Annotated in this window: 25 protein-coding genes; 12 read left to right on the top strand and 13 right to left on the bottom strand. The window is 65.6% G+C overall.

Going from position 1 to position 26,281, the window contains the following annotated elements:
• Positions 1–41: 41 nt before the first annotated feature.
• On the bottom strand, positions 42–1,547 hold the full coding sequence (locus ACIGJG_RS30025) for a DASS family sodium-coupled anion symporter (protein ID WP_011300024.1): 1,506 nt from the start codon (positions 1,545–1,547) through the stop codon (positions 42–44).
• A gap of 273 nt (positions 1,548–1,820) precedes the next feature.
• Positions 1,821–2,858: an AraC family transcriptional regulator gene (locus tag ACIGJG_RS30020; RefSeq protein WP_483673636.1), complete on the bottom strand. Its 1,038-nt coding sequence runs from the start codon at positions 2,856–2,858 to the stop codon at positions 1,821–1,823.
• A 198-nt stretch (positions 2,859–3,056) separates the two neighbouring features.
• Here ACIGJG_RS30020 and ACIGJG_RS30015 point away from each other — a divergent pair, with 198 nt between their 5' ends.
• Complete coding sequence (locus ACIGJG_RS30015; RefSeq protein WP_011300026.1) at positions 3,057–4,115, top strand: beta-keto acid cleavage family enzyme; 1,059 nt, start codon at positions 3,057–3,059, stop codon at positions 4,113–4,115.
• 90 nt (positions 4,116–4,205) lie between these two features.
• Here the strand turns inward: ACIGJG_RS30015 and ACIGJG_RS30010 are convergent, their stop codons facing one another.
• The 6 genes from ACIGJG_RS30010 to ACIGJG_RS29985 all read right to left on the bottom strand — a co-directional run bounded on the left by ACIGJG_RS30010 (position 4,206) and on the right by ACIGJG_RS29985 (position 11,516).
• On the bottom strand, positions 4,206–4,559 hold the full coding sequence (locus ACIGJG_RS30010) for a hypothetical protein (protein ID WP_011300027.1): 354 nt from the start codon (positions 4,557–4,559) through the stop codon (positions 4,206–4,208).
• Positions 4,560–4,658: 99 nt separating this feature from the next.
• A complete protein-coding gene (locus ACIGJG_RS30005) occupies positions 4,659–5,309 on the bottom strand; it encodes a DUF2894 domain-containing protein (RefSeq protein ID WP_011300028.1) in 651 nt (216 codons plus the stop codon).
• Entirely contained in the window at positions 5,302–5,949 is a 648-nt protein-coding gene (locus ACIGJG_RS30000; protein WP_011300029.1) for an OmpA family protein, read from the bottom strand. The genes ACIGJG_RS30005 and ACIGJG_RS30000 overlap by 8 nt, the downstream gene beginning before the upstream one ends.
• Complete coding sequence (locus ACIGJG_RS29995) at positions 5,946–8,822, bottom strand: DUF802 domain-containing protein (protein ID WP_483673633.1); 2,877 nt, start codon at positions 8,820–8,822, stop codon at positions 5,946–5,948. The genes ACIGJG_RS30000 and ACIGJG_RS29995 overlap by 4 nt, the downstream gene beginning before the upstream one ends.
• A 10-nt stretch (positions 8,823–8,832) precedes the next feature.
• The gene (locus ACIGJG_RS29990; protein WP_011300031.1) at positions 8,833–9,564 is read right to left on the bottom strand and encodes a DUF3348 domain-containing protein; all 732 of its coding nucleotides are present in this window, start codon (positions 9,562–9,564) and stop codon (positions 8,833–8,835) included.
• Positions 9,565–9,719: 155 nt separating this feature from the next.
• Positions 9,720–11,516 carry a cytochrome c biogenesis protein DipZ gene (locus ACIGJG_RS29985; RefSeq protein ID WP_483673631.1) on the bottom strand — a complete coding sequence of 599 codons (1,797 nt, stop codon included), beginning with the start codon at positions 11,514–11,516 and terminating at the stop codon, positions 9,720–9,722.
• A gap of 196 nt (positions 11,517–11,712) precedes the next feature.
• On the opposite strand from ACIGJG_RS29985, the gene ACIGJG_RS29980 reads away from it, so the two are divergent.
• The 5 genes from ACIGJG_RS29980 (at position 11,713) to ACIGJG_RS29960 (ending at position 15,907) form a co-directional block, all read left to right on the top strand.
• The gene (locus tag ACIGJG_RS29980) at positions 11,713–12,456 is read left to right on the top strand and encodes a response regulator (protein WP_011300033.1); all 744 of its coding nucleotides are present in this window, start codon (positions 11,713–11,715) and stop codon (positions 12,454–12,456) included.
• On the top strand, positions 12,453–13,760 hold the full coding sequence (locus ACIGJG_RS29975) for an ATP-binding protein (RefSeq protein WP_140949264.1): 1,308 nt from the start codon (positions 12,453–12,455) through the stop codon (positions 13,758–13,760). Before ACIGJG_RS29980 ends, ACIGJG_RS29975 begins: the two co-directional genes overlap by 4 nt.
• Before the next feature lie 189 nt (positions 13,761–13,949).
• Positions 13,950–14,519 (top strand): thioredoxin family protein, encoded by a 570-nt coding sequence (locus ACIGJG_RS29970; RefSeq protein ID WP_483673628.1) that lies wholly within the window; start codon positions 13,950–13,952, stop codon positions 14,517–14,519.
• A gap of 81 nt (positions 14,520–14,600) precedes the next feature.
• Positions 14,601–14,735: a hypothetical protein gene (locus tag ACIGJG_RS29965; protein ID WP_272956361.1), complete on the top strand. Its 135-nt coding sequence runs from the start codon at positions 14,601–14,603 to the stop codon at positions 14,733–14,735.
• A gap of 155 nt (positions 14,736–14,890) precedes the next feature.
• Positions 14,891–15,907, top strand: coding sequence for a zinc-binding alcohol dehydrogenase family protein (locus ACIGJG_RS29960; RefSeq protein ID WP_011300036.1), 1,017 nt, complete (start codon positions 14,891–14,893; stop codon positions 15,905–15,907).
• Between the two features lie 82 nt (positions 15,908–15,989).
• Here ACIGJG_RS29960 and ACIGJG_RS29955 read toward each other — a convergent pair whose 3' ends face one another.
• Positions 15,990–16,283 carry a GYD domain-containing protein gene (locus tag ACIGJG_RS29955; protein WP_011300037.1) on the bottom strand — a complete coding sequence of 98 codons (294 nt, stop codon included), beginning with the start codon at positions 16,281–16,283 and terminating at the stop codon, positions 15,990–15,992.
• 290 nt (positions 16,284–16,573) lie between these two features.
• Positions 16,574–17,086, bottom strand: a complete 513-nt coding sequence (locus ACIGJG_RS29950; protein WP_011300038.1) for a MarR family winged helix-turn-helix transcriptional regulator — start codon at positions 17,084–17,086, stop codon at positions 16,574–16,576.
• Between the two features lie 136 nt (positions 17,087–17,222).
• Between ACIGJG_RS29950 and badH the strand changes: the two genes are divergently transcribed.
• From badH to aliA, 4 genes are read left to right on the top strand one after another with little or no spacing between them, the layout of a single operon-like run.
• The gene (badH, locus tag ACIGJG_RS29945; protein WP_011300039.1) at positions 17,223–17,990 is read left to right on the top strand and encodes a 2-hydroxycyclohexanecarboxyl-CoA dehydrogenase; all 768 of its coding nucleotides are present in this window, start codon (positions 17,223–17,225) and stop codon (positions 17,988–17,990) included.
• A 48-nt stretch (positions 17,991–18,038) separates the two neighbouring features.
• Positions 18,039–18,821: a 2-ketocyclohexanecarboxyl-CoA hydrolase gene (gene badI / locus ACIGJG_RS29940; protein WP_011300040.1), complete on the top strand. Its 783-nt coding sequence runs from the start codon at positions 18,039–18,041 to the stop codon at positions 18,819–18,821.
• 29 nt (positions 18,822–18,850) lie between these two features.
• Positions 18,851–20,002 carry a cyclohexanecarboxyl-CoA dehydrogenase gene (aliB, locus tag ACIGJG_RS29935; protein ID WP_011300041.1) on the top strand — a complete coding sequence of 384 codons (1,152 nt, stop codon included), beginning with the start codon at positions 18,851–18,853 and terminating at the stop codon, positions 20,000–20,002.
• A gap of 48 nt (positions 20,003–20,050) precedes the next feature.
• Positions 20,051–21,700 carry a cyclohexanecarboxylate-CoA ligase gene (gene aliA / locus ACIGJG_RS29930; protein WP_011300042.1) on the top strand — a complete coding sequence of 550 codons (1,650 nt, stop codon included), beginning with the start codon at positions 20,051–20,053 and terminating at the stop codon, positions 21,698–21,700.
• 81 nt (positions 21,701–21,781) lie between these two features.
• On the opposite strand, the gene ACIGJG_RS29925 is transcribed toward aliA, so the two are convergent.
• The 3 genes from ACIGJG_RS29925 to ACIGJG_RS29915 form a co-directional block, all read right to left on the bottom strand.
• Complete coding sequence (locus ACIGJG_RS29925; protein ID WP_011300043.1) at positions 21,782–22,105, bottom strand: DUF2917 domain-containing protein; 324 nt, start codon at positions 22,103–22,105, stop codon at positions 21,782–21,784.
• A 16-nt stretch (positions 22,106–22,121) separates the two neighbouring features.
• Positions 22,122–23,051 carry an alpha/beta fold hydrolase gene (locus tag ACIGJG_RS29920; protein WP_235679919.1) on the bottom strand — a complete coding sequence of 310 codons (930 nt, stop codon included), beginning with the start codon at positions 23,049–23,051 and terminating at the stop codon, positions 22,122–22,124.
• A 179-nt stretch (positions 23,052–23,230) separates the two neighbouring features.
• Positions 23,231–23,836 (bottom strand): TetR/AcrR family transcriptional regulator, encoded by a 606-nt coding sequence (locus ACIGJG_RS29915; protein ID WP_011300045.1) that lies wholly within the window; start codon positions 23,834–23,836, stop codon positions 23,231–23,233.
• 297 nt (positions 23,837–24,133) lie between these two features.
• On the opposite strand from ACIGJG_RS29915, the gene ACIGJG_RS29910 reads away from it, so the two are divergent.
• Both ACIGJG_RS29910 and hmgA read left to right on the top strand, forming a co-directional pair.
• On the top strand, positions 24,134–24,505 hold the full coding sequence (locus ACIGJG_RS29910; RefSeq protein WP_084791941.1) for a helix-turn-helix domain-containing protein: 372 nt from the start codon (positions 24,134–24,136) through the stop codon (positions 24,503–24,505).
• A 405-nt stretch (positions 24,506–24,910) separates the two neighbouring features.
• The gene (gene hmgA, locus ACIGJG_RS29905; RefSeq protein ID WP_483673624.1) at positions 24,911–26,230 is read left to right on the top strand and encodes a homogentisate 1,2-dioxygenase; all 1,320 of its coding nucleotides are present in this window, start codon (positions 24,911–24,913) and stop codon (positions 26,228–26,230) included.
• The last annotated feature ends 51 nt before the right edge of the window (positions 26,231–26,281 follow it).

The following is a 26,281-nucleotide window of genomic DNA, read 5'->3' as shown; positions in this document are numbered from 1 at the left end:
GCTGCATCAGCCCTCTTGTGCGGCGGCGCATCGGGTGAGGATCACCAGAATCCCAGGATCTTCCACCAGATACCGCCTACCACGGCGAAGACGATCAGTTCGAACACGCACATGACGGCGCCGACCCGCCACCACTGTCCCAGCGTTACGTAGCCGCTGCCGAAAATGATCGGGGACGTGCCCGTGGCGTAGTGGGTCAGCGTCATCATGATCGCAGATCCGGCCGTCATCATGAGCATGAACACGGGCACGTAGGGCTGCGGGATCAGGTGCACGCCCACGGTCAGGAAAGCCAGCATCATGGCGCTGATGTGGGCGGTGGTGCTCGCGAACAGGTAGTGCGAAAAGACAAAGGCAAGCACCAGCACGGCAGCGGTTGCGAGCCAGCCCATGCCACTGGCCTCAATGGCGTCGCGCATGTCCGCCGCGAACCAGGTGATGACCCCGAGTTTGTTGAGTTGCTCGGCGAGCATGACCAGCGCGCCGAACCAGATCAGCGTATCCCAGGCGCTTTTTTCCGACAGCACGTCGTCCCAGTCGATCGTGCCGGTAATGATGAGCGCAAACAGGCCGAGGAAGGCGACCACGGTCGGATCAAGCGTCAGGCCGGGGCCGAAAATCATCGCCGGCAGGTTCGCCCACAGCACCAGCATCACGGCGAAGACACCCATCATCACGCGCTCCTGTCCGCTCAGGGGGCCCATGCGCTCCAGTTCGCCGCGCGCATAGTCGATGGCGTTGGGCGTCGCCTTCAGTTCGGGTGGTTGCAGCACGTAGATGATCAACGGCATCACCAGCAGACAGAGCAGGCCTGGCACCAGCATGCACAGGGCCCAGGTGGTCCAGCTGAGATTCAGCGCACCGCCACTGGCCTTGGCGACATAGTCGACCACCAGCGGGTTCGGCGCGGTGGCGGTCACGAACATGGCCGACGTGATCGGGTTCGCGTGGTAGTTGACCAGCGCCAGGTAGGTGCCGACCTTGCCCTGCGTGTCCTTGGCCGGATCCGAGTCGAACGCGCCGGCGATGGACTTCATGATCGGATGCACGATGCCGCCGCCGCGCGCGGTATTGCTGGGCGTGAACGGCGCCAGCACCAGTTCGCAGATCGCAAGCCCGTAGCCGATGCCCACCGTGCGCTTGCCGAGCAGCGAGATGAAGATCAGCCCGATGCGGCTGCCAAGTCCGGTCTTCTTCAGGCCGCGCGAGATCAGGATCGCGACCACGATGAGCCAGATCAGCGGGTTGTCGAAGCTGCTGAGCGCGTCGGCAATGGCGCCTTTCGAGGAGTTCGACGTCACCTGCGCCAGCGAGACGATGACGATGGCCATCATCGCCATCACACCGATCGGCATCACCTTGAGAATGATGGCCACGATCGTCGTCAGGAAGATGGCGACCAGATGCCAGGCCTCGGGCTTCAGGCCTTCGGGGGCCGGAAGGAGCAGCAAGGTGACCAGCACGACCGTGCTGATGATGGCGGGCGTCAGCCGGAACGGTACGACCGACATGAAGTAGCGATACATCGCAGCGATTTGAGCAAGCATTCTCTGGATCTCCGTACGGGGGACGCAGTGGATACAGGCAGCCGGGGCTTGCGCCGGGCGGCGCTTGCGAAGCGCAGGCTCTGGCCTGGCCACGTGACCAGAGATAAACAGATGCTGAGCGATGTGCCCGGCAAGCAGAAGTGAATCTTTTGTAGCGGCCGTATAGATATTTCGATGGAAAGCAGAGGCTTTGTCGGGGCCGGAGAGGGCGGGGAGCCTATAAGGCGTCAAAAAGTGATGTATAGAATTCATCACCCAGACGCGCGGGTCGCGTCAACTGTGGATCTGGATCGGACTCCGGCCGTCTTCCTTTTGCTGGCGCAGGCTCTGCCACCGTGTCGGCGTCATGCCGAACTGCGCGGCAAACCAGCGTACGAAGGAGCCATAGGCCGAGTATCCGAGCGACTGGGCAATGCGCCCCAGCGTGTAGCTCTTGTTGTCCATGTAGTGGATGACGAGATCGCGCCGTACGCCGTTGACCATGTCCGAGAACACCATCCCCGCGCTTTCGAGCTGGCGCTGCAGCATTCGCACGTTCATGCCAAGGCCCTGCGCTACCTGCTCGATGGTCGCTCGCCCCAAGGGCAGCAACAGATAGATGGCCTTTCGCACTTCAAGCACGATGGACGGCTCTTTGGCACCCGGCAGCCCCTCGAGCAAGCGCCGCGCGTGGCGTGCCATGACGGGGTCGGCGATGGGGTTGGGGAAATCCATGTCCGCCGCGCGGCAGATCATGCCATTGAACGAGCTGGCGAATTCCAGCTTGCCGCCGAACACGCGGCGGTGCAGCCGCAGGTCAGGTGGCGGATCGTGGGTGAAATGGACGCTCAGCGGGTGCCACGTGGCGCCCATCAGCGTGCTGCACAGGCGTGACAGCGAGCCCAGCACCAGTTCGGTCGACTGTATGGAGGTGCCGGCCTCATCCGCGACGAGTTCCTCGCGCACGATCACCTTCCTGCCGGCATCCTCCATGCGGATGACCAGGAACTCGTTCAGCAGGTGCCGATACTGGATCAGGGTGCCAACGGCGTCGCGCAGGGTGCTCTGGTGCGTGAGCAGCACGCTGATGACGCCGAGGTCGGACAGCTGCCAGCGCTCGGCCACGCGCAGTCCGAAGGTCGGGCATTGGGTCAGGCGTGCCGACTCTTTCAGCAAGGTGACGGAAGCACTCCCGGGAATCAGGCATTCCGGGTCGGCAAGCATTTCCTTGGTCAACCCCAGCTTGCGCAGCAGCGGCTGAGGGTCAAAGTCCAGTTGCTGCGCAACCTTGAGAAAGTTGGTCAGCGTCCCGGTACGCATCAACGTGCCCATCGCGTCTCGTCCATGCAGCGTGTGGTCCGATTCCGCGCTGCGCAGAACCGTAGTCCTACTCATTTTGTCATGAAATGAGATGCCTATGTCGTCAAATGAGAGAGATAGGAAGGCTCGGGATTCCTAGACTACAGCCTTGTCGGCCTTCCTGGATTCGGGAGTGCCGGAACCCCTCCCAAATCCTTTTCCTGACTTGCCATGAACTTCCTTGACGGACACCTGTTCCCCGAAAACCAGCAACCGCTGATCATCACGGCCGCACCCTATGCGCCCTCATGGATGCCCTCGGACTTCCCCGAGGACATCGCGGTCACCATGGAAGACCAGATCCAGAAAGCGGTGGATTGCTACAACGCAGGTGCCACCGTACTGCACCTGCATGTACGCGAACTCGACGGCAAGGGCTCGAAGCGCCTGTCCAAGTTCAATGAACTGATCGCCGGTGTCCGTGCCCGCGTTCCGGAGATGATCATCCAGGTCGGCGGATCGATCAGCTTCGCGCCCGAATCGGAAGGCGCGGCCGCCAAGTGGCTTTCGGACGACACGCGCCATATGCTGGCTGAACTGGAACCCACGCCTGACCAGGTGACGGTCACCGTCAATACGTCGCAGATGAACATCCTTGAGCAGTTCGATCATCGCGACATCGTCGGCAGCTCCATGGAGGACCCGGAGGTCTTCAATGCCTACAAGGAAATGACCGTGCCGGCGCAGCCGGGCTGGGTCGAGGAACACGTGCGCCGTCTGACCGCGGCTGGCATCCAGAGCGCGTTCCAGTGCTACAACCTCAACAGCTTCGAGTCCGTCGAGCGCCTGATGCGCCGCGGCATCTACAAGGGCCCGCTGGTCCTGAATTGGGTGGCGATTGGCGGGGGCATGGACTCGCCGAGCGTCTACAGCCTGGCCAACTTCGTGCGCGCCGTGCCCGATGGCGCCGTGCTGACGGTGGAAAGCTCGGTGTGCAACGTGCTGCCGGTGAACACGATGGGCATTGCGATGGGCCTGCATGTCCGTTGCGGCACCGAAGACACGCTGTGGAACCAGACGCGTACCAAGAAGATGGGCACGGTGGCGCAGATCGAGCAACTGGTGCGGATCTCGGAAGAGATGAGCCGCCCGATCGCAACCGCCCGGCAAGCGCGCGAAATGTGCCGGATCGGTGAATTCTATGACACCGTGGACGAAACGCTGCAGGCCAACGGCTTCGCGCCCAATCGCAATGGGGGGCAGCAGGGCTTCCTGCGCAAGGTTGCCTGATCGGGCTGCTGTTCCGGGGGCTTGTCCCCCATTGGCCGATAAGCCCAAAAAAGACGCTCGGTGTCTGCCGAGCGTCTTTTTTTGTCTTGATCAGGATGCCGCCGACTGCACAAGGTCGTCGACGCCGGGCTGCTCCTTCGCATGGCTTTGGCTGGTTTTGTTGACGTAGCTTCCCGCCGCGCCCGCGCTCGGCGTAACGCCCTGGGCCCGCAGGTGCGCCGCGACCCGCTCGCACCAGTCAAGCAACTGATGCTTGTCCAGATCCGCGACGACGTCTTCACCGAACGTATTGGAGAGGTCCAGTGCGACGCCCGAGAATTCGGCGCCGTCATCCCGGATGGCCAGGACTCCGTCGCCATCGCCGTCGCACATCTCGATCCTGGTGGCAGGCATAGCTGTTACCTCCTGAGGCTTCGTAACCGTCACGTGGTTCTTCAGCGTCATATGGGGCGCTCTGCCTGGACGGTCGTTTCGCTAGCGTATCTATCCTAGAAGATCGGCTTCCCTGCCACCAAGGGCAGATACGGCATGCGTGCCGGTGCCTTACTTGCGCGTCCGGGCTCTGGTGGCCTTCTTCACGACGCCGGCGCGCGGGGCTTCCTTGCTGGCCACGGCACCGCCGCTGCTCATCTGTTCGAGCCACGTCAGCGCATCCACGTACGACAGGAACTGCTCGAAGTACTCCGGCGACATCTCGCGCATCAGCGTCAGCGAACGGTGGACGAGATGGCTGGAATTCAGCGGTCCCGCATGCTCGGGGACGCGCTCCAGCGACTGCTGCAACTGCTGGCCGGCGCTGACGCGGGTCCAGGTGTCGCGGAAGTAATCGATCAGCCCGGGTTCCACACGTGGTGTGTTGCGCGGCGTCGCGGCGCTGCGGGCGGGCATGGCGTCCGGCTCCTGCACGCGGCTCGCGATGTAGTCGACGACGTCGGCCAGCGCGCCGCGCACGGGCAGGGGTGTTCGAGGCGCACCGCTCGCGGTGTCGCTCGGGCATTCGGCGTCCCCCACTGCATCCCCGTAAGCCCTGACCAGTTCGGCAAGCCTGTCATCGAGCAGCCGGCGCGCGTCGCCGCTGTGCGCGGCCGCGCGCCGTGCCATCGCTTCGATCAGGCGAAACCGTACGGGGTCGACGCGGTCTGCGCCGCTTTCGCGCCAGGCCATCAGGGTGTCTTGCATGGCGTCGTCAGCCATGGGGTTTGGCCGTTCCCATCGACACGCGCGGCACCGGGGCGATCTCCACGCGCCGGTTCCTGGCGCGGCCGGCTTCGTCGGCATTCGATGTCACTGGCTGCTCCGCGCCGAACGCGGCCGAGAACACGGAAGCGGCCGGAATGCCGGCATCGATCAGCGCGCGAGTCACGGTCAAAGCGCGCTGGGCGGACAGTTCCCAGTTGTCGGCAAAGCGGCGGTTGCGTTCGCGCACCTGCTGGTCGTCGGTAAAGCCGCTGACCATCAGGATCTCGTCGCGCGAGCGCAGATAGGCCGACAGCGGGCCGGCCAGGCTTTTCAGCACGTCACGGCCTTGTGGCTGGAGTTGGTCCGAGTTGATCGCAAACAGCACGCTGCCATTGATGCCGATGCGGCCGTTCACCAGCGTCACGCGGCCGGCGGCCAGCGGGGCCGCCAGCGCCTTTTCCAGGCTCTCGCGGCGCTGCATTTCTTCCTGGCGCTGCTTCGCCTCTTTCTCGAGCCGGGCCGTCAGTTCCATCTGGGCGCCGATGACGCCAAGCAGAATCAGCACGAACGCGCCGAGCACCACCGTCATCAGGTCGCCAAATACGGCCCATGCGGGTACCGACGGCTCGACGCCGGCGTCGATGTCGTCTCTCATGCGGCCTCTGCGTTGGATGCCTGCTGCCCGGCGAGTTGCTGCAGGTCCTCAAGCACCTGCTTCTGCGACCGCATGCTCAGGTCGACGACTTCACGCGCCTGTGCCACGTAGTAGGCAAGCTGTTCATCGCTGCGCGTCATGGACTTGTCGAGCGCGGTCTCGATGCGCTCCAGATGGGCCATGAGCTTGTCATTGGACTCGCTGAACACCTGAACGGCAACGCCGAGCGCTTCGCCGAGGCTTGCGACTTCGACTGCGCTGCCCGTGACCTGTGCGGCAACGGTGGCCAGCTTGCCAGTCTCGGACTCGACCTGCTCGTGGAAGCGCGTGCCGACACGGTCCAGCAGGCCAGCCGTGGTGGTGACCAGCGAGTCGACCGCCACGCGTTGCTCCGTGGACGCATGGTTCACGGCGTCGAGCAGCGTGCCCAGGGTTTCAAGCAGGCGGCTGCGCTCTTCCAGCATCGCGTTGTCGCGCGCCATGCTGTCCGTGAGCTTCTGGCGCAGTTCGGCGATGACTTCGGCCGCGGCCTTGGGCGCTTCGGTGGCGGCCTGCACCAGGCGGGAGACTTCGGCGATGGTGTGGCTCGCTTGTGCGTGCGTCTGTGCGGAGATGTCGCGCGTGGTCTGCGCCAGCGTGTCGCAGATGTCCTGCTGGCGGCTGACGGTCTGCGCGGTGGTCTGCTCCCATTCCTGGCGCAGCGACGATGCCATGGCGCTGAGCGTTTCGGTCCAGGCGGCCATCCGCTGCTCCTCGCGCGCAACGATCTCGGCCTGCAACGCGACGGCGGCCTTCGGGGCCAGTTCTGCTGCCTGCACGAGGCGGTCGATCTCGGCGATCGTGCTGCTCGCGTGCGTGCGGGCTTCGTTCGAGATATCGCGGGCAGTCTGTGCCAGCGCTTCGGTGATGGCCTGGTGGCGGTCGGACGATTGCTCGCCGGCTTGCTCCATCTGCGTGCGCAGCGTCGCGGCCATGGTGGCCAGCGCCTCGGTCCACGCGGTGAAGCGCTGCTGGTCGCGGGAGGCGAGTTCTTCCTGCAGCGCGACAGCGGCCTTCGGGGCCAGCTCTGCTGCCTGCACTAGACGGTCGATCTCGGCGATGGTAGTGCTGGCGTGCGTGCGGGCCTCGGCCGACATATCGCGTGCGGTCTGCGCCAGCGTTTCGGTGATCCTTTGCTGCTGCTCAGCGGCGTTCGTACCTGCCTGTTCCATCTGCGCGCGCAGCGTCGCGGCCATGCCTGCCAGCGCCTCGGTCCACGCGGTCAGGCGCTGCTGATCGCGAGAGGCCAGTTCTTCCTGCAGCGCGACAGCGGCTTTCGGAGCATGTTCTGCGGCCTGCACTAGACGGTCGATCTCGGCAATGGTGCTGCTGGCGTGCGTGCGAGCCTCGGCGGAGATATCTCGCGCGGTTTGCGCCAGCGTAGCGGCGGTTTCCTGCTGGTGGCTCGCGCTGCGGGCGCTGGCCTGTTCCAGTTCGCTGCGCAGGGTCGCCGCAACCGCGCCGAGCGTGTCTGCCCACGTCTGCAGGCGCTGGGCGTCCTGCGCGGACAGTTCCTGCTTCAGGTCCGCATGGGTGCGGGCCACGGCCTGCACCAGCGAAGCCGCTTGCTGCTCGAACGCGGCTGCGGCATTCGCCACGGCCTGCCGGTTGTCGCCGGCCATCTTCTCGCCGAGGCTTGCCTGCCGCGCCAGCGCGTCGTTCCAGGCCCCAGCTGCACTGGCCGCCGTGGCATCCAGGCGCGTGGCCACGCTTTCGAGCAGGCCGGCCGAGCGCTGATCGAACGTCTGCGCGAAACCATCGAGCGTGGCGCGCAGGTCGCTGGCCTGTGCCTCGCTGGTGCGCTGGTGCCCGGCCAGTGCCTGTTGCCAAAGGTCTGCGACCGTGGCCGTGGTGGCCTCGAAACGGGTCGACAGGCCATCGAGCTGCTGCTTCACTGCGTCCGTGACGGTGGTGTGCAGCGCCGCGGTTTCGCGTGCGATGCCTGCCATGGTGGCCTCGACAGCCGGCTGGATCGCCGCGCTGACGGTGCGCGTGCTGTCGGCGATGCTTTGCGTCAGCGACTGCTGCACGGCGTCGGCGAGCCGGCCGTATGCCGCGTCGGTGCGGTCATGGAACGCAGCCTGGCTGGCGGCCAGCCGGTCGGACATGGCCTGGTGTTGCTGCTCCATGGTGGTCATCATGGCCTGCAGGCGGTCGACCAGCGTGGGCATCACGTCGGCCTGCCGCTGCAGCAGCTGGAACGCCTCGTCGCGCTGGTGCGCGCGCGAGAACGGGCGCAGCGTGGTGGCGATGCGAGCGTCGAGCGCCTGCGCGGTCTCGATGCGCTCGCGCCGGCACAGCGCCGAAAGCAGGCCCAGCATGGCCGAGGTGGCGACGCCGGCGACCGACGTGCCGAACGCGAAGCCCAGCCCCTTGACCGGAGCGGCCAGCGACGCACGGATGGCGTCGAGGTCCGCGGCGCCTTCGAGCGCGATCCCGGTGCCGCGCAGTGTTGCCACCATGCCCAGGAACGTGCCGAACATGCCGAGCAGCACCAGCAGGCCGACCAGATACGGCGTCATCGCCGGGCCGGGCAGGGCCGTGCGCTCGCCTTCGACGCGCAGGCGCACGGCATTGCGCAGGCTCGGATGCAGCGGTTCAATCCAGCCGGCAAGGCCCGCGGGCGACTCGGTCAGCCCCGCGATGGCCTGCGCCAGCGAGGACGTGGCCTGACGGTAGCGCTTCAGTTCGAACGCCCCTGCAAGGTAGAAGCCGCCGATCAGCAGCGTGACGGCCAGGGCCAGCGCATTAGTGCCCGCGTAGCCGGCACCGATCCAGCCCACGACGGCCAGGCCTGCCAGGAAGACGACGATATGAGTAATGGGTCGGGTCATGATGGTTGGGTTAGCTGTCACGCAGCGCCGCGAGCAATGCTTCGACGGGCTGGAAGCGGATGTCCAGCTCGGCGCGCAACACGCTTTGCATATCGTTCTGAAAGACGGTCAGCCAGGCACCGGACGACACGGGTGCCGGCTTGCCCGCCGTCTGGGCATTCGCCAGTGCGGCTTCCTCGGCCTGGCGCAGGCGCGTGAAATGCGCTTCGAGCATCCCCGGCACGGTGGCCAGGAGCGCCTGTTCGCGCGCGCCGAGCACGCGTTCCATGACGGCATCGACCATGGACAGGCGCGTCATGCCAGCGCCGCGTGCCGCCAGCGTTGTCCGCAGGCGGCCGCGCAGGCTGCCGATTTCCGTTTCCATGGTCTGCTGCAATGTGACGTACCGTTGGCGGAACGCCGCATAGTCCACGACGGCTTCCGCCGGCTCCGGCGCGGCCGGGCGCGGCCGTCCGCGCTGTCGGTTGCTGCCCGCCTTGTCGTCCGCAATGGCTGCCGTCAGGGCAGCCCTGATGCGGGCGCAGTCAGCCTGTTCGGTGCCGCCCGCGCGTGCGCCGGCCGCCGCCGGCGGGTTGCCGTTCAGCGCGGCGGACAAGGCGATCGCGTCCGTCCAGCCAAGCCATTGGCCGAGCTGGTCGGAAAGCGATTGTCCGGATTCGGGGGCGTCGTCGCCGGTCAGGCGAACCAGCAGGCGGATCAGCGTGGGACCGCTGAACCCTGCGCGCCGTGGTGCTTGAAGCATGTCGCCAGAGCGAAAAATCCAGCAGTTTACACTTCCGCGCGTGCGATTTCGCCGCTTTCGTGGCCAGACCGTTGCAGGTCGGCACCGAAGCGGCGATTCGTGGCTGCGGATTGCGTGGATTCCGTTGGCGAATCAGCTGCTGAGCGGCCCGGCGGCTAGCCGAAAGTGAAGGCGTAGGCCTGCGCGCCAGCGTCCACGAAGCGGATCTCGAACGTATGCTCCCCGACTTCGCCAGCCTGCCGCACAAGCTGGTAGAGCCGCGTCTGCGTGACGGCGCCATTGCCGCCGGCGTCCGTGTCGGCACCATGGCTCTTGCCCGGCGGCTTGCCGTCGATCGTCACGACGAAGCGGACGGCCTGGCCATTGGCTGCCGGCCCTAGTACCAGATGCAGGTCGCGTGCATGGAAGCGGTAGCGGATGGTGCCGTCGGCCCGATCCAGCGTCGCCTGCTCGGGGCCGACCGTCCATTGGCCCGACAAGCCCCACTCGTTCAGGAGCAGCTTGCCAACGGTGTACTGCCGAGAAGCGTCGGGCCGCACCTCGCCCGGCGAGGCGAAGTTCGTTGCCTGGCTGTAGCCGATATAGGTTTCTTCGGAGCGCACGTTGTGCAGGTCCGGCGCCGCCTGTGCACCGGCGGCATCGGGGGAGACGACATCGCCGGCCACCGTACGGCTACCGGCTTCCGTCAGCAGCGTCTGGATGACGCGTTCGGATTTCGCGTAATCGCCCTCGCCGAACTGGTGGTGGCGGATATTGCCGCGCGCATCGACAAAGTACGCGGCGGGCCAGTAGCTGTTGTGGAACGCGCGCCAGAGGCGGTAGTCGCTGTCGACGGCCACGGGAAAGCCAATGCGGAAGTCCGCCACCGCGCGCCGGACGTTATCCGTCGATCTTTCGAACGCGAACTCGGGCGTATGCACACCGACGACGGTCAGGCCCTGATCCTTGTACTTGTCCGCCCACGCACGAAGGTAGGGCAGGGTACGAATGCAGTTGATGCAGGAATAGGTCCAGAAGTAGACCAGCGTGACCTTGCCCTGCAGCTGCTCGCGCGACAGCGGCGGCGAGTTGAGCCATTGCACCGCGCCGTCGAGGGCGGGTAACCGGCCTTCTACAGGGAGGGCCGGCAGGGGAGTCGGGAAACCGACGCGCGTGTCGTTGGCGGCCAGCAGCATGCCGTTGCCGGGAGCCGGTACTTCATTGGCCGCCTGCGGCGCCGGGCGGTCCTTGTGCAGCGCGTCAACCAGTGCCTGCTCAAGACGCGCCGGGCCGCTGGCGGACCATCGCGCCAGCAGGCCGGTGTCGGCGCCCAGCCCGATGATCACCACGCTCCCGAGCACGCCTGCGCCCAGACCGCGGCGCAGCCATTCGCTGGCGCCCAGGCTCCGCTTCATGGCCGCGAAAACCCGGCCGCCCAGGCCAAGCGCGGCCGCGAGCGACGTCGCCGCACCGGCGGCATAGGCCGCGAGCGCCAGCGACGTTGATACGCTGGCGCCGTTCAGCGCGGCGCCAGTGAGCACGAGACCCAGGATCGGCCCCGCGCAAGGCGCCCACAGCATGCCGGTGGCGATGCCAAGCAGCAGCGAGCCCCACGGTGAAGCCGATGCCTCGCCATTCGGCCCGGCGCGGCCTGCCAGCCGGTTGCCGAGCGCCACGGCCGGGCGGGCGAGCGTGTCCGCCATCTTGGGCAAGAGCAGCGAGAGCCCGAACAAGGCCAGCAGCGCCAGCGCACCGATGCGGCCGTAGGCATTGGCGCGCACGGCCCAGGCGCCGCCGGCGGACGCCAGCGACGCGACTACGGCAAAGGTCAGCGCCATCCCGGCCAGCATCGGCAGCCGGCCGCGCAGGAACGGCTGCCCCGTGCGGCTCAGGACAAAGGGCAAGACGGGCAGGATGCATGGACTCAGGATGGTCAGGGCACCGCCCAGGTAGGCGAGGATCAGCAAGGTCATGATGCGGTCCGTTTGTTGGCTTGGCCCAATCAGACTGCCTTCGCGTGGCCGGCATGTGTCGCCAACCGGCGGTTTTGTACCGCTTTGTGCAGCCCTGGCCGCCAGATACATGGCGATACACGCGCGCCGGCCGACCCCCATACAATGCTGGCAAAGCAGGCTGCCCGTTCACTTTCTCTTTGCCGAGGCAACAACGATGGACGCACACGTCGACCACATCCTGATCGTCGATGACGACCGGGAAATCCGCGAACTGGTCTCCACCTATCTCACCAAGAATGGCCTGCGCACCACGGTGGCGCCCGATGGGCGGCACATGCGCGCGTTCCTGGAAGCCAATACCGTGGACCTGATCGTGCTCGACGTGATGATGCCCGGCGACGACGGCCTGGTGCTGTGCCGCGAACTGCGCGCGGGCAAGCACAAGGCTACGCCGATCCTGATGCTGACCGCACGCGACGACGAGACCGACCGCATCATCGGACTCGAGATGGGCGCCGACGACTACCTGGCCAAGCCGTTTGCGGCGCGCGAATTGCTGGCGCGCATCAAGGCCGTGTTGCGTCGCACGCGGATGCTGCCGCCGAACCTGCAGATCACTGAAGCCGCGCAGGTCCTGGCATTCGGGGACTGGGAGCTCGATACCACCGCGCGGCACCTGATCGACCGCGACGGCACGATCGTCGCGTTGAGCGGCGCCGAGTACCGGCTGCTGCGCGTGTTCGTCGATCATCCGCAGCGCGTGCTGAACCGCGACCAGCTGCTCAACCTCACGCAGGGCCGCGAGGCCGAGATGTTCGAGCGCTCGGTCGACTTGCTGGTCAGCCGCCTGCGCCAGCGCCTCAACGACGATGCGCGCGAACCCAAACATATCAAGACCGTGCGCAACGAGGGCTACGTGTTCTCGATGCCCGTGGAAATCCGGGAGGCACGCCAGTGACCTTGACCTTGCCGCGCTGGGAGTGGCCCCGCACGCTCGGCGCGCGGCTGTTCCTGATCCTGCTCGCCGGCCTGGTTGTCGCGCACGGCTTGTCGTTTGGCGTGCTGTTCGCCGAGCGTTACATCTCGGCGCGCCAGGTGATGCTGGGCACGCTGGAAACCGATGTCGCCACCTCGGTGGCGATCCTTGATCGGTTACCGGCCAGCGAGCGGCCGCAGTGGCTGCCGCGCCTGAATCGTGGCAACTATCAGTACATCCTTGGGCCGGGCCTGCCCGGTGTGCCGGAGATGACGCAGCGGGGCCAGGACATTGCCGACCGGATCATGGGCGCGGGCGGAGGCCGCTTCGCAGTCCGCGTGGAATCCATCCCGGGCGATGGCAAGCGATTGCAGGCGCACCTGACGCTCAGCGACGGCAGCCCGCTGACCATCGATGTGCACCCGCGCATGACGCCGATCGCGCAATGGCTGCCCTATGTGCTGGTGATCCAGTTGCTGCTGCTGGTGGTGTGTTGCTGGTTCGCCGTGCGGCTGGCCATCCGCCCGCTGGTGAAGCTTGCCGATGCCGCCGATGCGCTCGACCCGAACGCGAAGACGCCGCCGCTTGAGGAGAACGGTCCCACCGAACTGGCGCGCGCGGCCCGTGCGTTCAATGCCATGCGCGAGCGCATCGCCCGGTTTGTGGAGGAGCGCGTGCAGATCCTCGCCGCGATTTCCCATGATCTGCAGACGCCGATCACGCGCATGAAGCTGCGTGCCGAGATGGCCGACGACTCCGAGGAGAAGCGCAAGATGGTCAACGACCTCGCTGAGATCGAGACGCTGGTGAAGGAAGGGCTGGCGTATGCGCGCTCGGCGCACGGCGGTGGCGAGAAGATGTCACGGATCGACCTGTGTTCGTTTGTGGAAAGCCTGGTGTATGACTATCAGGACACCGGCAAGGACGTCACCGTGCAGCAGAGCGTGGGCTGTGCGATCGAGACGCGCCCGCAGGCACTGCGCCGCATCCTGACGAACCTGATCGACAACGCGATCAAGTTCGGCGGCGCGGCGGAACTGAACGTGCGGCGCGATCAGGACGCCGTGGTCATCGAAGTGCTGGACCGCGGTGCCGGCATCCCGGAGGACAAGCTCGAATCGGTGCTGCAGCCGTTCGTGCGGCTTGAAAACTCGCGCAGCCGGGAGACCGGCGGCACCGGGCTGGGCCTGGCGATCGCCCAGCAGCTCGCGGTAGCCATGGGCGGCTCGCTCAGGCTGCGCAATCGCGAAGGGGGCGGGCTCGCGGCCGAAGTCCGCTTGGGCTGATGGCCCTGAGCCACGGCACTTTGTATGCGTTTGTATCGCGCGCCCGCAACGATACGTAAACACGCAAGCGCAGCCTTCACGCGCTAAGGGCGCGATACATCGGTCGCCTTAAATGCAAGCAAGCGTGGCAGCGCGTTCTATCCGAGCGACGCGGCTGCCGCGCCCACTGCCCAACGACCAGCCCTGACCATGCGCACACTATTTCGCGCCGCCCTTGCCGCGGCCCTTCTCGTCACCGTCTACCTCTTCGGCACCGGCTTCAGTGCCTATTCCAGCCCGGCCGTCGGCGACCAGGGCAAGGCTCCCGAGTTCACGGAGATCGACCACTGGCTGAACTCGCCGCCACTGACGATGCAGTCGCTGCGCGGCAAGGTCGTGCTGATCGACTTCTGGACTTACTCTTGCATCAACTGCATCAACACGCTGCCGTACGTGAAGCAGTGGCACGAGAAGTACAAGGACCAGGGGCTGGTTGTCGTCGGCGTGCATACGCCGGAGTTTCCGTACGAGAAATCGACCGCCAATGTGCAGGAGGCGATCCGGCGCTTCGATATCCGCTATCCGGTCGCGCAGGACAACGCCTACGGCACGTGGTCGGCCTTCCATAACCGCTACTGGCCGGCTACCTACCTGATCGATGCCGACGGGCGGATCGTCTACCAGCACTACGGCGAAGGGCGCTACGCCGAGACCGAAGCCGCCATCCAGAAGTTGCTGGCGCAGCGAAAGTCACAGCCCGAGCAACCTAAGTCGAAATAGATCGTTGGACCGCGGGCGGAACCTTCGTAGACTTCAGCAAAGGCCGGAGCAATAGTGGCCGGCGCTTTGCAAGGAGTCTCCATGACGAATCTGCTCGACTGGATCACCGCGATCGGCGCGGCCGTGGTGGTGTACGCGGCTGTGCGGTATCCGATCTATCCGCCCGGTTTCTACGACGAAGACCCGGCCAGGAGCCCGGCGCGGAAACCTCACTGAGGGTATTGTGGGCGCTATTTTCCTGTATTGCAGGAAAGTGATTGCCGGATAATCCCGCTAATCAAACAAGTCAATTGCGGCTACGCTACAGTCCATCTCCCTGAACCGGCTTGCGGGCACACCTGCGGGCCGGCACGAACCACCGGACTGTGACCATGAAAGCCATCGGCCTGACCCGCTACTTGCCCATTTCCGACCCCGATTCTCTGGTCGACATCGAACTTGAAACGCCTGCTGCGTCGGGCCACGACCTGCTGGTCAAGGTCGAGGCCATCGCCGTCAATCCGGTCGACACCAAGGTCCGCGCACCGAAGCCGCAGGTCGAGCCGAACCCGCGCGTGCTGGGCTGGGATGCAGCCGGCACGGTTGTCGCCGTGGGGCCGGATGTCAGCCTGTTCAAGGTTGGCGATCCTGTCTACTACGCGGGCAGCATCACCCGTCCCGGCGCCAATGCGGAATACCACCTCGTGGATGAGCGCATTGCCGGGCACAAGCCGGCCTCGCTCGATTTCGCGCACGCCGCCGCGTTGCCGCTGACGGCCATCACCGCGTGGGAAGCGCTGTTCGACCGGCTCGGCGTGTCGCCCAAGGGCGACGATGCGGGCAAGTCGGTGCTGATCATTGGCGGTGCGGGCGGCGTGGGGTCCATCGGCATCCAGCTTGCCAAGACGCTGGCGGGGCTGACGGTGATTGCCACGGCGGCGCGTCCAGAGTCGCAGGCGTGGTGCCGTCGGCTGGGCGCGGACCATACCGTGGACCATCGCAGCGACATGGCTGCGCAATTGAAGGCGCTCGGGTTTGCGCAGGTCGACTACATCCTGTGCTTCAACGATACCGATGGCCATTTCCCGGTCATGGCGGACCTGATCGCACCGCAGGGCAAGATCTGCACGATCGTCGAGAACGCGGCGCCGCTGCCGGTGGAACGGCTCAAGAGCAAAAGCGCGGCGTTTGTGTGGGAATTCATGTTCACGCGCGCGATGTTCGGCACGCCCGACATGATCGCGCAGCACCGGCTGCTCAACGAGGTGGCGCGATTGGTGGATGCCGGGCGACTGCAGACCACGGTAGGCGAACATCTCGGCGCCATCAACGCGGCCAACCTGCGCCGCGCCCATGCGATGCTGGAGGGCGGCAAGACCATCGGCAAGCTGGTGCTGGAAGGGTTCTGACCCGGTCCGAGAGCGTACCCGAAAGACGAAAAGCGCCGGCCGCATATTGAGCGGTCAGGCGCTTTTCGCGTTGATTAGTGCATCAACGCATCTTGCCGAGAATCCCCTGCATTTCATCGGCATTGAACGCGCGCAGCGTTTGTGTGCGCACATTGCCCAGGGCCCCGACCGTCAAGCCGAAGGCTGTCATCGCATCATCATCCTGTGCTTCCACGACCAGTGCGAGGTCATAAGCGCCGAGCGTCCAGTAGATCTCCTTCATCTGCACGCCTAGCTGGGCGCCCATTTCACGCACCGCGGCGGCACGCTTGGTCGTGTCCTTCACGCTGCGGATGCCCTGGTCGGTGAAGTTGGCCAGCACGAGGTATCGGGTCATAGTGAGTCTCCGGCGGAATGGATAGGCGCCGTCGGCGCGGCGCGCGCGGACGGTGGTTCAGGGCTTCGGAGCGTTGTTGGCGTTGCCCGGGCAGCCTGTGCCAGGGTCTTCGCCGCGGGACGTCGCGCGGTAAAGCGCTCGCGCCTCGAGAGAAAGGCGCCCTTGCGTCTGAGCAAACCTGTGCTTACGCAAGTTGCGCGCCATTGGCCGTTTCAGGCGGCTTCCCGGTCAGCGGCGCTGGCGGATGGCGCGGCCGATCGTGCGCGCCGTTGCAAACGTGATACGGCCGGTCAGTCGCTTTCGGAGTCCGCCGCGCCGGTATCGAGCGCGCGCATATTGTCCAGCAGCTTGAGCAGGTAGTGCAGCGTGTGCGTGAGGTCGTTCGTGGAGAAGCCTTCCAGCGCGCGCTCGTAGTAGTCGCGGATCTTCGGCTGCGCCTGGTGCAGCCAAACCTCACGCCCCGTTTCGCTCATCCGCACGAGCCTCGAACGACGGTCGCGCGCATCCGGCGCCAGGCTCACGTGGCCGTCCCGCTCCATGCGGCTGACCAGACCCGACAGGTTCTGGCGGCTCACCATCAGGTAGTGCGCCAGATCTCCCACGCTCATGCCGTTGGCTGCCTCTGGCCGCGACAGCGCACCCAGTACCGCCCATTGCTGCGTGGTCAGGCCTTCCGCTTCCACGGCGCGCGAACCAGTCTTATGCAACATGTTTGCGCATTGATAGAGGCGGAAGAACAGCCGGTTTGCCAGTTCCATCCGCGCGTTTGGGGCGATATCGTCGCCAAATTCCGGGTTAACCATGATCCGATCCACTGTGTAAGAGCCTTGCGTGACAACGCTACTCAGCCTAGTATAGGTCAATATATTTACCTAATTCGGTGGCGGCGCGTGACGCAATGGCGGCACGATAGCACCGGAGACCTTCTCGGAGATAGCCATGCAGGGATTGAAAGGCAAAACGGTCATCGTGACTGGCGGTGGTGGTGGTATCGGCGGCGCAACATGTTTGCGCTTTGCGCGCGAAGGCGCGGCGGTGGCAGTGCTCGACCTCAGTGCGGAGGCGGCGCGGAAGGTGGCGGACCGTATTGCCGAAACTGGCGGCAAGGCGCTGGCAATCGCTTGCGACATCACGGACCGCGCCAGCGTGGACCTGGCCGTCGCCGCAGTGCGGGAAGGGCTGGGGCCCGTCGATGTCCTCGTCAATAACGCGGGTTGGGACGTGTTCCGGCCCTTCACCAAGACGGAGCCGGCGCAATGGGAGCGCCTGATCGCCATCAACCTGACCGGCGCGCTGCATATGCATCACGCGGTGTTGCCCGGCATGGTGGAGCGCAAGCAGGGCCGCATCGTCAATATCGCGTCCGACGCGGCGCGCGTGGGCTCGTCCGGCGAAGCCGTCTATGCCGCGTGCAAGGGCGGGCTGGTGTCGTTCTCGAAGACCATCGCACGCGAACATGCGCGCCACGGCATCACCGTCAACGTGGTGTGCCCGGGGCCGACGCAGACCGCGCTGTTCGAAGACTACAAGCAGGGCGCGGGCAACCCCGAAAAGCTCATGGAAGCGTTCACGCGTTCGATCCCGCTTGGCCGCATCGGCCAGCCCGACGACCTGCCGGGCGCCATTACCTTCTTTGCCAGCGACGACGCGGCATTCATCACCGGGCAGGTGCTCAGCGTGTCCGGCGGCCTGACCATGAACGGCTGAGCCCGGCGCTCGCCATCCTAATCGGCAATACACAGGAGACAGATCACCATGCAATACGAAGACATCCTCTATGAAGTCCGCAACGGCGCGGCCTGGATCACCATCAATCGCGCGGAGAAGATGAATGCCTTCCGCGGCCGCACGTGCGACGAACTGATCCACGCGATCAATCGCGCGGGCTATGACCGCGAGATCGGCACAATCGTGTTGGCCGGCGCTGGCGACAAGGCGTTCTGCACCGGCGGCGACCAGTCCGCGCATGAAGGGCAGTACGACGGGCGGGGCACCATCGGCCTGCCGATGGAAGAACTGCACAACGCCATTCGCGACGTGCCCAAACCGGTCATTGCGCGAGTACAGGGCTATGCCATCGGGGGCGGCAATGTGCTGTGCACGATCTGCGATTTCACCATCGCCTCCGAAAAGGCCGTGTTCGGGCAGGTCGGGCCGAAGGTCGGCTCGGTCGATCCCGGCTATGGCACGGCCTATCTGGCCCGCGTCGTCGGCGAAAAGAAAGCGCGCGAAATCTGGTACCTGTGCCGCCGCTATCCGGCAGCCGAAGCGCTGGCGATGGGCCTCGTCAACGCCGTGGTGCCGCACGAGCAGCTCGATGCCGAGGTGCAGAAGTGGTGCGACGAGATTCTTGAGAAGAGCCCGACCGCGGTCGCCATCGCCAAGCGCTCGTTCAACATGGACACCGCTCACCAGAGTGGCATCGCCGGCATGGGCATGTATGCGCTGAAGCTCTATTACGACACCGAGGAATCACGCGAAGGCGTCAAGGCATTCCAGGAAAAGCGCAAGCCCGAATTCCGCAAGTACGCGAAGTAAGGCGCCGACAGGCAGATCGAGGAAACATCATGAATCCCTACCTCAACGAAGACCTGCAGGCGCTGGCCGAGCATGCGCGCCGGTTTGCCGATGCGTGCATCGCACCCGGTTTCCTGGAGCGCGACAAGACGCGCGTGCTGGACCGCTCGCTGATGCGGCAGATGGGCGAGATGGGCTTCATCGGCCCCGAGCTGCCCGAAGCGTACGGCGGGCAGGGCATGGGTTGCCTGGCCGCCGGCGTGATCCATGAAGCGGTTGCGCGTGCGGACCTGAGCATGTCGTATGTCAACCTGCTGGCGTCGCTGAACGGTCAGATCCTCGCGCAGCATGCCTTGCCTGAAGTGGGGAGGCCGTGGCTGCAGCGCCTCACCCGGGGCGAGGCGCTGTTCGCAATTGCGCTGACCGAGCCGCGCGGCGGATCGGACGCGGGCAGCCTGCGGCTGCGCATGGAACGCGTCGGCGACAGTTACGTGCTCAACGGCGAGAAGACGTCGATTTCGGCAGCCGACCAGGCCGACGCCGCGGTCGTGTTTGCGCGTACGGGAAGCGTCGAGGACGGCGCGCGCGGCATTTCCGCCGTGCTGGTGCCGATGGATCTGCCCGGCGTGACGCGCAACCGCTTTGATTGCCACGGCCAGCGCGCGATCGGGCGCGGCTCGATCTTCTTCGAGAACGTGCGCGTGCCGGCGGACCATCTGCTGGGCACGGAAGGTCAGGGCTTTGTGCAGGTGATGCAGGGTTTCGATTTCTCACGTGCGCTGATCGGGTTGCAGGTCCTGGCGGTGGCGCAGGCAGCGCTCGATGAGACGTGGGAATACGTGGCCGAACGCCAGGCATTCGGCAAGCCGCTGTCGGCGTTCCAGGGCGTATCGCATCCGCTTGCGGATTTCGAGACGCAGGTCACCGCAGCGCGCCTGCTTTGCCTGCAGACGCTCTGGCTCAAGGACCACGGCCTGCCGCATACGTCCGAGGCTGCCATGTGCAAGTGGTGGGCACCGAAGCTGGCGTACGACGTGGTGCACCAGTGCCTGCTGTCCTTCGGGCATGGCGGCTATGACCGCGGCGTGATGGAGCAGCGACTGCGCGATGTGCTGGGCTTCCAGATCGGCGACGGCACGGCCCAGATCATGAAGACCATCATCGCGCGCCACCGTGCCGGGCGCGCTGCGGTGCCGGCCTGAGGCCGCGCACAAGCCGGGCCATCGACATAAGAACACAGGAGACAAGCCATGGATTTCGACGCGGTACTGATTGCGCCGCGCCGCGCGGCGAGCGTGGCGGCAGGGCTGTGGCGTGACCGCACCATCAACGATTATTTCGACGCCACTGTGGCGCGTGCGCCCGACGGCCCGGCGCTCACGTCGCTGCAGGTGGAAAGCGGGGCGGTGCGGCATTTCACGTGGCGTCAGCTCGATGCTATGGTCACGCGCATTGCTGTCGGGCTGCGCCGGCTCGGCATCGAACGCAATGACGTGGTGTCGTGCCAGCTTCCCAATGGCTGGGAGGTCACGGCTCTGTATCTGGCCTGCGCGCGCATCGGCGCGGTGCTCAATCCGCTGATGCCGATCTTCCGCGAGCGCGAGCTGTCGTTCATGCTGGCGCACGCGGACAGCAAAGTCGTGGTCGTGCCGCAGCGGTTCCGTGGGTTTGATCATGCGGGGATGCTGGCAGGCTTGCGCGATTCGTTGCCGGCGCTGCGTCATGTCGTGATCACCGGAAGCGATGGTCCCGACGGGTTTGAGGCCATGCTGTGCGGCGCCGATCGCGACAGCGACCCGGATGCTGCCGCCATCCTGAGGCGCGACCGCCCCAGCCCCGATGACGTCACCCAGCTCATCTATACCTCGGGCACGACGGGCGAGCCCAAGGGCGTGATGCATACCGCGAACACGCTGCTGTCCAACATCCTTCCCTATGCCGAGCGGCTGCGCCTTGGTGCCGGCGATGTGGTGCTGATGGCCTCGCCCATGGCGCACCAGACCGGTTTCATGTACGGGCTGATGATGCCCGTGGTGCTCGGCGCGCATGCGGTGCTTCAGGACATCTGGAATCCGGTACAGGCGGCCAGGCTGATCCGCGAGACCGGCGTCACGTTCACGATGGGGTCGACGCCATTCCTCACCGATCTTGCGCGCACGGTGGAGGAGTCCGGCCAGCCTGTGCCGAGCCTGCGTACGTTCCTGTGCGCGGGTGCGCCGATTCCCGGAGCGCTCGTGGAGCGAGCGCGCACCGCGCTGGGCGCGAGCATCGTTTCGGCCTGGGGGATGAGCGAGAACGGCGCGGTAACGACAACGTTGCCCGATGACAGCGAGGAGCGTGCCTCGACGACGGACGGCTTGCCGTTGCCCGGCGTAGAGGTGAAGGTGGTGGATGCGCAGGATGCTTCCGTGCTGGCGGGCGAGGTTGGACGCCTGCTCGTGCGTGCGTGCTCGAACTTCGGCGGTTACCTGAAGCGGCCACAACTGAACGCGACGGATGCCGAGGGATGGTTCGATACCGGCGATCTGGCGAAGCTCGACGCAGAGGGCTACGTGCGCATCGCCGGGCGCAGCAAGGACGTGATCATCCGCGGTGGCGAGAACATCCCGGTGGTCGAGATCGAGACGCTGCTGTACCGGCATCCTGCCGTAGCGCAGGTCGCCATCGTCGCGTATCCCGATGAGCGGCTGGGCGAGCGTGCGTGTGCCGTGGTCGTGCCCAGGCAAGGGCAGGGCTTCGACAAGCCGGCGATGGTGGATTTCCTGAAGGCGCAGAAGGTGGCGCTGCAGTACATCCCCGAACGGCTGATCGTGCAGGACGCCTTGCCGGCGACGCCGGCCGGCAAGATCCAGAAGTTCAGGCTGCGGGAAATGCTTCGGGAACAGGCTGCCGAGAGGTAAATTAAGCAATTAACTGACAGGCAAATTCCACACCTTATGAAGCGGGACGACGCTTTGCGTCGCCCGCCAACAAGGCGGCTTTCAGCCGCTGGATTGCATGGGATAGACCAGGTTGAGGGCGCGCCTGTACCAGCCGCGCCAGCCTCTGATGGTGGCGCCGCCGGAGCGGCAGCGGGTGACCCGTAGTGTCGCCGCGGTGACCGCGTACAGTTCGACGCGGCTGGCCTCGGCCAACGTGAAGCTTTCGCTGGCGGCCAACGACGTGTCCTTCGGATCGCCGTCGCGGATCAGCCACAGCTCGCCATCTGTGCAGCGCACGGCGACGCGCTCGCCAGGGTCCGCCACGACGCGCAAGGAGGTGCGTGCGGGCAGTGTGGCTGTCATGTCATTGCTGACCAGGAACATGTCGGTTCTCCCGCTCTTACTGCAAGGCCATGTCTGGCAGCGCGAGCCCGGGCAAGGGCCGCGCGGCCGCCGGTCCGATGAAATCGGCGATTCGCGCGATCACGCCGGCGTCCTGCAGGATGCGCCGGTGGCCAAGGCCTTCGGTGGTCAGCAACTGCGCCTGCGGCCACGCGCCCGCGATGGCGGCGCCGTCTTCCCAACGCACCTCGCGGTCGTGCCGGTCATGGATGACGAGCGTCGGCGGCACGGGGCGCGCGCGGCCCACATCGGGCACGTTGAACGCGGACCACGGCATGCCCAGCCACTGCTCGCTGTCGCGCTGCATGCGTGCCAGCACGCGCGGACCGATGCCGAGGTTCCATGCCATCGTGGCGCACGCGGCGTGCATGTCGGCCGGCGGGCCAATCATCACCGCGGCCCGCGCGGGCAGGCCCTCGCGGATCGCGAGTGCGGTGGCGGCACTGCCCAGCGAGTGCGCCACCACTGCGTGCACCGGCCCGGCATGCCAAGCCGTCGCCAGCAATGAGCGCGACATCTCCAGCACCGAGGTCTGTGTGCTGCCGCGCACGCCGGCATCCGACGCGCCATGCGACAGGGCATCGAACGCCACCACGCGCATACCCGCCGCGAGCAATCCATCGACCACTGCATGCCACTGGCCGGCATGGCCGCCCCAGCCGTGGGCCAGCAACACCACCGGACCACTGTTGCCCCACCGGTACACGCGAACCCGCCGGCTCGGTCCATGGCCAACAACGAGCGCCCAGTCGGCACGCGCGCGATCAAGCAGCCGCAGCGCGGCGCCGTTCGGTGTCCCACGCGGCGGTCCGAACCAGAGCCGTTCCAGCGCTCGCGCCGTGCCCGCCGGGTTGATCAGGCTGCCCGCCTGCCAGCGCAAGCGAGCCAGGGCGGCGAGCGCTCCCAGGGCAGGCGCCGTGCGTTTCACGGCGGTGCCAGGAGAAGATGATGAAAGTCCTTGCCTCACAACCAACACCTCCAACTGATGGGGTGCGCAGATCGGACCGACCAAAGCGGTTACGGAATGTCCACGCTGTTATAAAGAACGACCAGTCGTGCTTTTTTTGGATAGCTGTACGCTGTCGTCCGGAATCCTTTCGGGCGGTTTCAGTTTGCCGCTGCGCGCTGGCGAGCGCGGTTGAGCAGGCCGGCAAATGCGCGCCTGGCCATGGTTTCGGCGTCGGCGCGGCCCAGCAGCTTGAATGACTGCTGGAACGACATGCCGATACCCACCATGTCGAAGGCGAACTGGCGCGCATCGACGTCCGGCGCAAACTCGCCCTCTTCGATACCGTCCGCGACCACGCGCGCAATGGTGCTGTGCCAGTCCTTGAGCGACTGCACCACCTGGTCGCGAATCGCGCCGGGCTTGTCGCGATACTCCTGCCCAAGCGCCATGAACAGGCAACGTCCCTGCGTCACGGTGCCGCCCAGCCATTCCAGGTAGCCTTCGAACAGCGCCTCCATGCGTGCAACGCCGCGCGGCTGCCGCATGGCGGGGCGGACGACCATGGTCGCAAAGCGGTCCGTCGCCAGTTCCAGGACAGCTTGCTGCAGCGCCTCTTTCGACTTGAAGTGGGCGTACAGGCCACTCTTGGACATATTGGTGTCCGCCGCCAGGCTCGCCAGCGAAAGCTGTTCGAAACCAACCTTGGCGGCGGTGTCGAGTGCTTGTTCGATGATAGCGTTACGCGTCAGTTGGCCTTTTTGCATGGAATTGAGAATAGCACGACCGGTCGGTTTGTCAATGAAGTTGCCGCGGCTAAAGCGGGGGCAAGTCACGTCGTGTGCCTTGTACGTCAACGCAATTGCGACATTCTCGTTACTGTCAGGGCGGTACGACGATTCTGTGCAGTATTCGGCCCCTCGGCAGCCTGCTTTGGCCTCCAAAACCTTCGTTGCAAGAAATCTGCACAAAGTGTTTGGGCAGTTACATACGGAATGCTTCGCGTGCTCTATACTCGAATGCACGTCCGCGCACTTTTTTTTCACTGGTGACTGGAGACCGACATGAACAGTACAGCCGTGCCAAGAGGCGCTAGCGAACCGTTCCGGCAACTGCGGGCGTTGCGTCGAGCGCGCAAGCTGAAGCAGGAAGACGTTGCCCGCAAGGCGGGAATCTCGCGAGAAGCCTACCTGCGTGCAGAGTCTGGCCAAGCCGATCCCCGCATGTCGACCTTCCTGGCCGCATGCGAAGCCCTGGGGCTAGAAGTGGTCCTGGCGCCGCAGCATCTTGCTGCCGACGTAAACGCATTTATTGCCAGCCGCAATGGCGGCGTCACGGCAGCCTCGATGGCCGGCCAAGCGGCCCCGAGTGCGCCGGCGACCGCGGCCAGCCCGGCTACCGGCAGCTTCGGCTCCGGTACGGGCGAGGGCCACTAGCCTCGGCTTTCCAGGGCTGCCTGACCGGCCACGTTCCAGACGGGCCGGCACAGGCAGTCACCTGCCGGACAGGTACCGCAGCAACCGGCACAGTGCCATGCGCTGTGCCGGTTGTTGTCGTCCAAGCATCGCTTTTCCTCGGTCTGTCGGCTGCGTGGCCGGCATATTTTTCCCGGCCGGAACCCTCCCGCGCTTTTTTCCCGCGAGTCTCTCCGCGTTTCCCTCGTTTCCCGCCTACAACGTCTGTGATGTGCGTTTTCCCGCGCGCGTCCCGGCAACGGTTTGACACGTCCATTGCTGATGATTACGATATGGTAAATGCATTACGCAATTCGTAATTCGACATTCGCACTTCGCATTTCGTCATCCGATCGAAAGCTCCTGACCCCCGACGCTGATCCGACCATGAACCTTACGCACACCCAACTGGCCGAACATGGCTACATGTCCGGCTTTGCCAACGAGTTCGCCACTGAGGCGCTTCCTGGCGCACTGCCGGTTGGCCAGAACTCACCGCAGCGCGCGCCGTACGGCCTGTACGCCGAGCAGTTGTCAGGCACGGCTTTCACCGCGCCGCGAGCCCACAACCGCCGTTCGTGGCTGTACCGCATCCGCCCGGGCGCCGTGCACAAGCCGTTCACGCTGGTGGAGCAGTCGCGGTTCCTGAGCCGCTTCGACGAGGTGCCGCCATCGCCGAACCAGATGCGCTGGAGCCCGCCGGCCATGCCCACTACGCCAACGGATTTCATCGACGGCATCGTCACCATGGCAGGCAACGGGGGTCCGGACGCCATGACCGGTTGCGGTATCCATCTGTATCTGGCCAACCAGTCGATGCAGGACCGCTTCTTCTACAACGCCGACGGCGAAATGCTGATCGTGCCGCAACAGGGTCGCGTGCGTTTCGTGACGGAAATGGGCCGGCTCGACGTGGAGCCGCAGGAGATCGTGGTGATTCCGCGCGGCGTGCGTTTCCGCGTGGAACTGCCTGATGGTGAGGCGCGTGGCTATATCTGCGAGAACTATGGTGCGCTGTTCAAGCTGCCCGACCTCGGCGTGATCGGCTCCAATGGCCTGGCTAACCCGCGCGATTTCATGACCCCGGTTGCCGCGTACGAGGACCGGGAAGGCGATTTCGAGCTGGTGGCCAAGTTCCAGGGCAATCTGTGGCGCGCCGATATCGGCCATTCGCCGCTCGATGTGGTGGCCTGGCACGGCAACTTCGCGCCGTACAAGTACGACCTGCGCCGCTTCAACACCATTGGCTCGATCAGCTTCGACCACCCGGACCCGTCGATCTTCCTGGTACTGCAGTCGCCGTCGGACACGCCGGGCGTGGACACCATCGACTTCGTCATTTTCGGACCGCGCTGGCTGGCCATGGAAAACTCGTTCCGCCCGCCCTGGTTCCACCGCAATATCGCCAGCGAGTTCATGGGCCTGATCACCGGCGTGTACGACGCTAAGGCCGACGGCTTCGCCCCGGGCGGCGCGAGCCTGCACAACTGCATGAGCGGCCACGGTCCCGATGCCGATACGTTTGCCAAGGCGACCTCGGCCGACACATCGACGCCGCACCACATCACCGACACCATGGCCTTCATGTTCGAGACGCCGGGCGTGATCCGGCCCACGCCGTACGCAGCGCGCTCGGCATCGCTGCAGCAGGACTACTACACCTGCTGGCAAGGGCTGAAGAAGCATTTCAACCCGGACGTGCGCTAAGCACGGCAGACGCCACATAAAACAAACAAACGGCACGCGGCAATATCCGCG

It is taken from the genome of Cupriavidus sp. C1SS-2L (genome assembly GCF_057073735.1).
Note: the sequence above shows the minus strand (reverse complement) of the source record. Positions and strands in the feature narration are given on the sequence as shown.

What these genes read in the sequence shown, in the direction of transcription:
- ACIGJG_RS30025 (WP_011300024.1), bottom strand. Translation starts at nt 1,547, where the DNA reads ATGCTTGCTCAAATCGCTGCGATGTATCGCTACTTCATGTCGGTCGTA.
- ACIGJG_RS30020 (WP_483673636.1), bottom strand. Translation starts at nt 2,858, where the DNA reads ATGGGCACGTTGATGCGTACCGGGACGCTGACCAACTTTCTCAAGGTT.
- ACIGJG_RS30015 (WP_011300026.1), top strand. Translation starts at nt 3,057, where the DNA reads ATGAACTTCCTTGACGGACACCTGTTCCCCGAAAACCAGCAACCGCTG.
- ACIGJG_RS30010 (WP_011300027.1), bottom strand. Translation starts at nt 4,559, where the DNA reads ATGACGCTGAAGAACCACGTGACGGTTACGAAGCCTCAGGAGGTAACA.
- ACIGJG_RS30005 (WP_011300028.1), bottom strand. Translation starts at nt 5,309, where the DNA reads ATGGCTGACGACGCCATGCAAGACACCCTGATGGCCTGGCGCGAAAGC.
- ACIGJG_RS30000 (WP_011300029.1), bottom strand. Translation starts at nt 5,949, where the DNA reads ATGAGAGACGACATCGACGCCGGCGTCGAGCCGTCGGTACCCGCATGG.
- ACIGJG_RS29995 (WP_483673633.1), bottom strand. Translation starts at nt 8,822, where the DNA reads ATGACCCGACCCATTACTCATATCGTCGTCTTCCTGGCAGGCCTGGCC.
- ACIGJG_RS29990 (WP_011300031.1), bottom strand. Translation starts at nt 9,564, where the DNA reads ATGCTTCAAGCACCACGGCGCGCAGGGTTCAGCGGTCCCACGCTGATC.
- ACIGJG_RS29985 (WP_483673631.1), bottom strand. Translation starts at nt 11,516, where the DNA reads ATGACCTTGCTGATCCTCGCCTACCTGGGCGGTGCCCTGACCATCCTG.
- ACIGJG_RS29980 (WP_011300033.1), top strand. Translation starts at nt 11,713, where the DNA reads ATGGACGCACACGTCGACCACATCCTGATCGTCGATGACGACCGGGAA.
- ACIGJG_RS29970 (WP_483673628.1), top strand. Translation starts at nt 13,950, where the DNA reads ATGCGCACACTATTTCGCGCCGCCCTTGCCGCGGCCCTTCTCGTCACC.
- ACIGJG_RS29965 (WP_272956361.1), top strand. Translation starts at nt 14,601, where the DNA reads ATGACGAATCTGCTCGACTGGATCACCGCGATCGGCGCGGCCGTGGTG.
- ACIGJG_RS29960 (WP_011300036.1), top strand. Translation starts at nt 14,891, where the DNA reads ATGAAAGCCATCGGCCTGACCCGCTACTTGCCCATTTCCGACCCCGAT.
- ACIGJG_RS29955 (WP_011300037.1), bottom strand. Translation starts at nt 16,283, where the DNA reads ATGACCCGATACCTCGTGCTGGCCAACTTCACCGACCAGGGCATCCGC.
- ACIGJG_RS29950 (WP_011300038.1), bottom strand. Translation starts at nt 17,086, where the DNA reads ATGGTTAACCCGGAATTTGGCGACGATATCGCCCCAAACGCGCGGATG.
- badH (WP_011300039.1), top strand. Translation starts at nt 17,223, where the DNA reads ATGCAGGGATTGAAAGGCAAAACGGTCATCGTGACTGGCGGTGGTGGT.
- badI (WP_011300040.1), top strand. Translation starts at nt 18,039, where the DNA reads ATGCAATACGAAGACATCCTCTATGAAGTCCGCAACGGCGCGGCCTGG.
- aliB (WP_011300041.1), top strand. Translation starts at nt 18,851, where the DNA reads ATGAATCCCTACCTCAACGAAGACCTGCAGGCGCTGGCCGAGCATGCG.
- aliA (WP_011300042.1), top strand. Translation starts at nt 20,051, where the DNA reads ATGGATTTCGACGCGGTACTGATTGCGCCGCGCCGCGCGGCGAGCGTG.
- ACIGJG_RS29925 (WP_011300043.1), bottom strand. Translation starts at nt 22,105, where the DNA reads ATGTTCCTGGTCAGCAATGACATGACAGCCACACTGCCCGCACGCACC.
- ACIGJG_RS29915 (WP_011300045.1), bottom strand. Translation starts at nt 23,836, where the DNA reads ATGCAAAAAGGCCAACTGACGCGTAACGCTATCATCGAACAAGCACTC.
- ACIGJG_RS29910 (WP_084791941.1), top strand. Translation starts at nt 24,134, where the DNA reads ATGAACAGTACAGCCGTGCCAAGAGGCGCTAGCGAACCGTTCCGGCAA.
- hmgA (WP_483673624.1), top strand. Translation starts at nt 24,911, where the DNA reads ATGAACCTTACGCACACCCAACTGGCCGAACATGGCTACATGTCCGGC.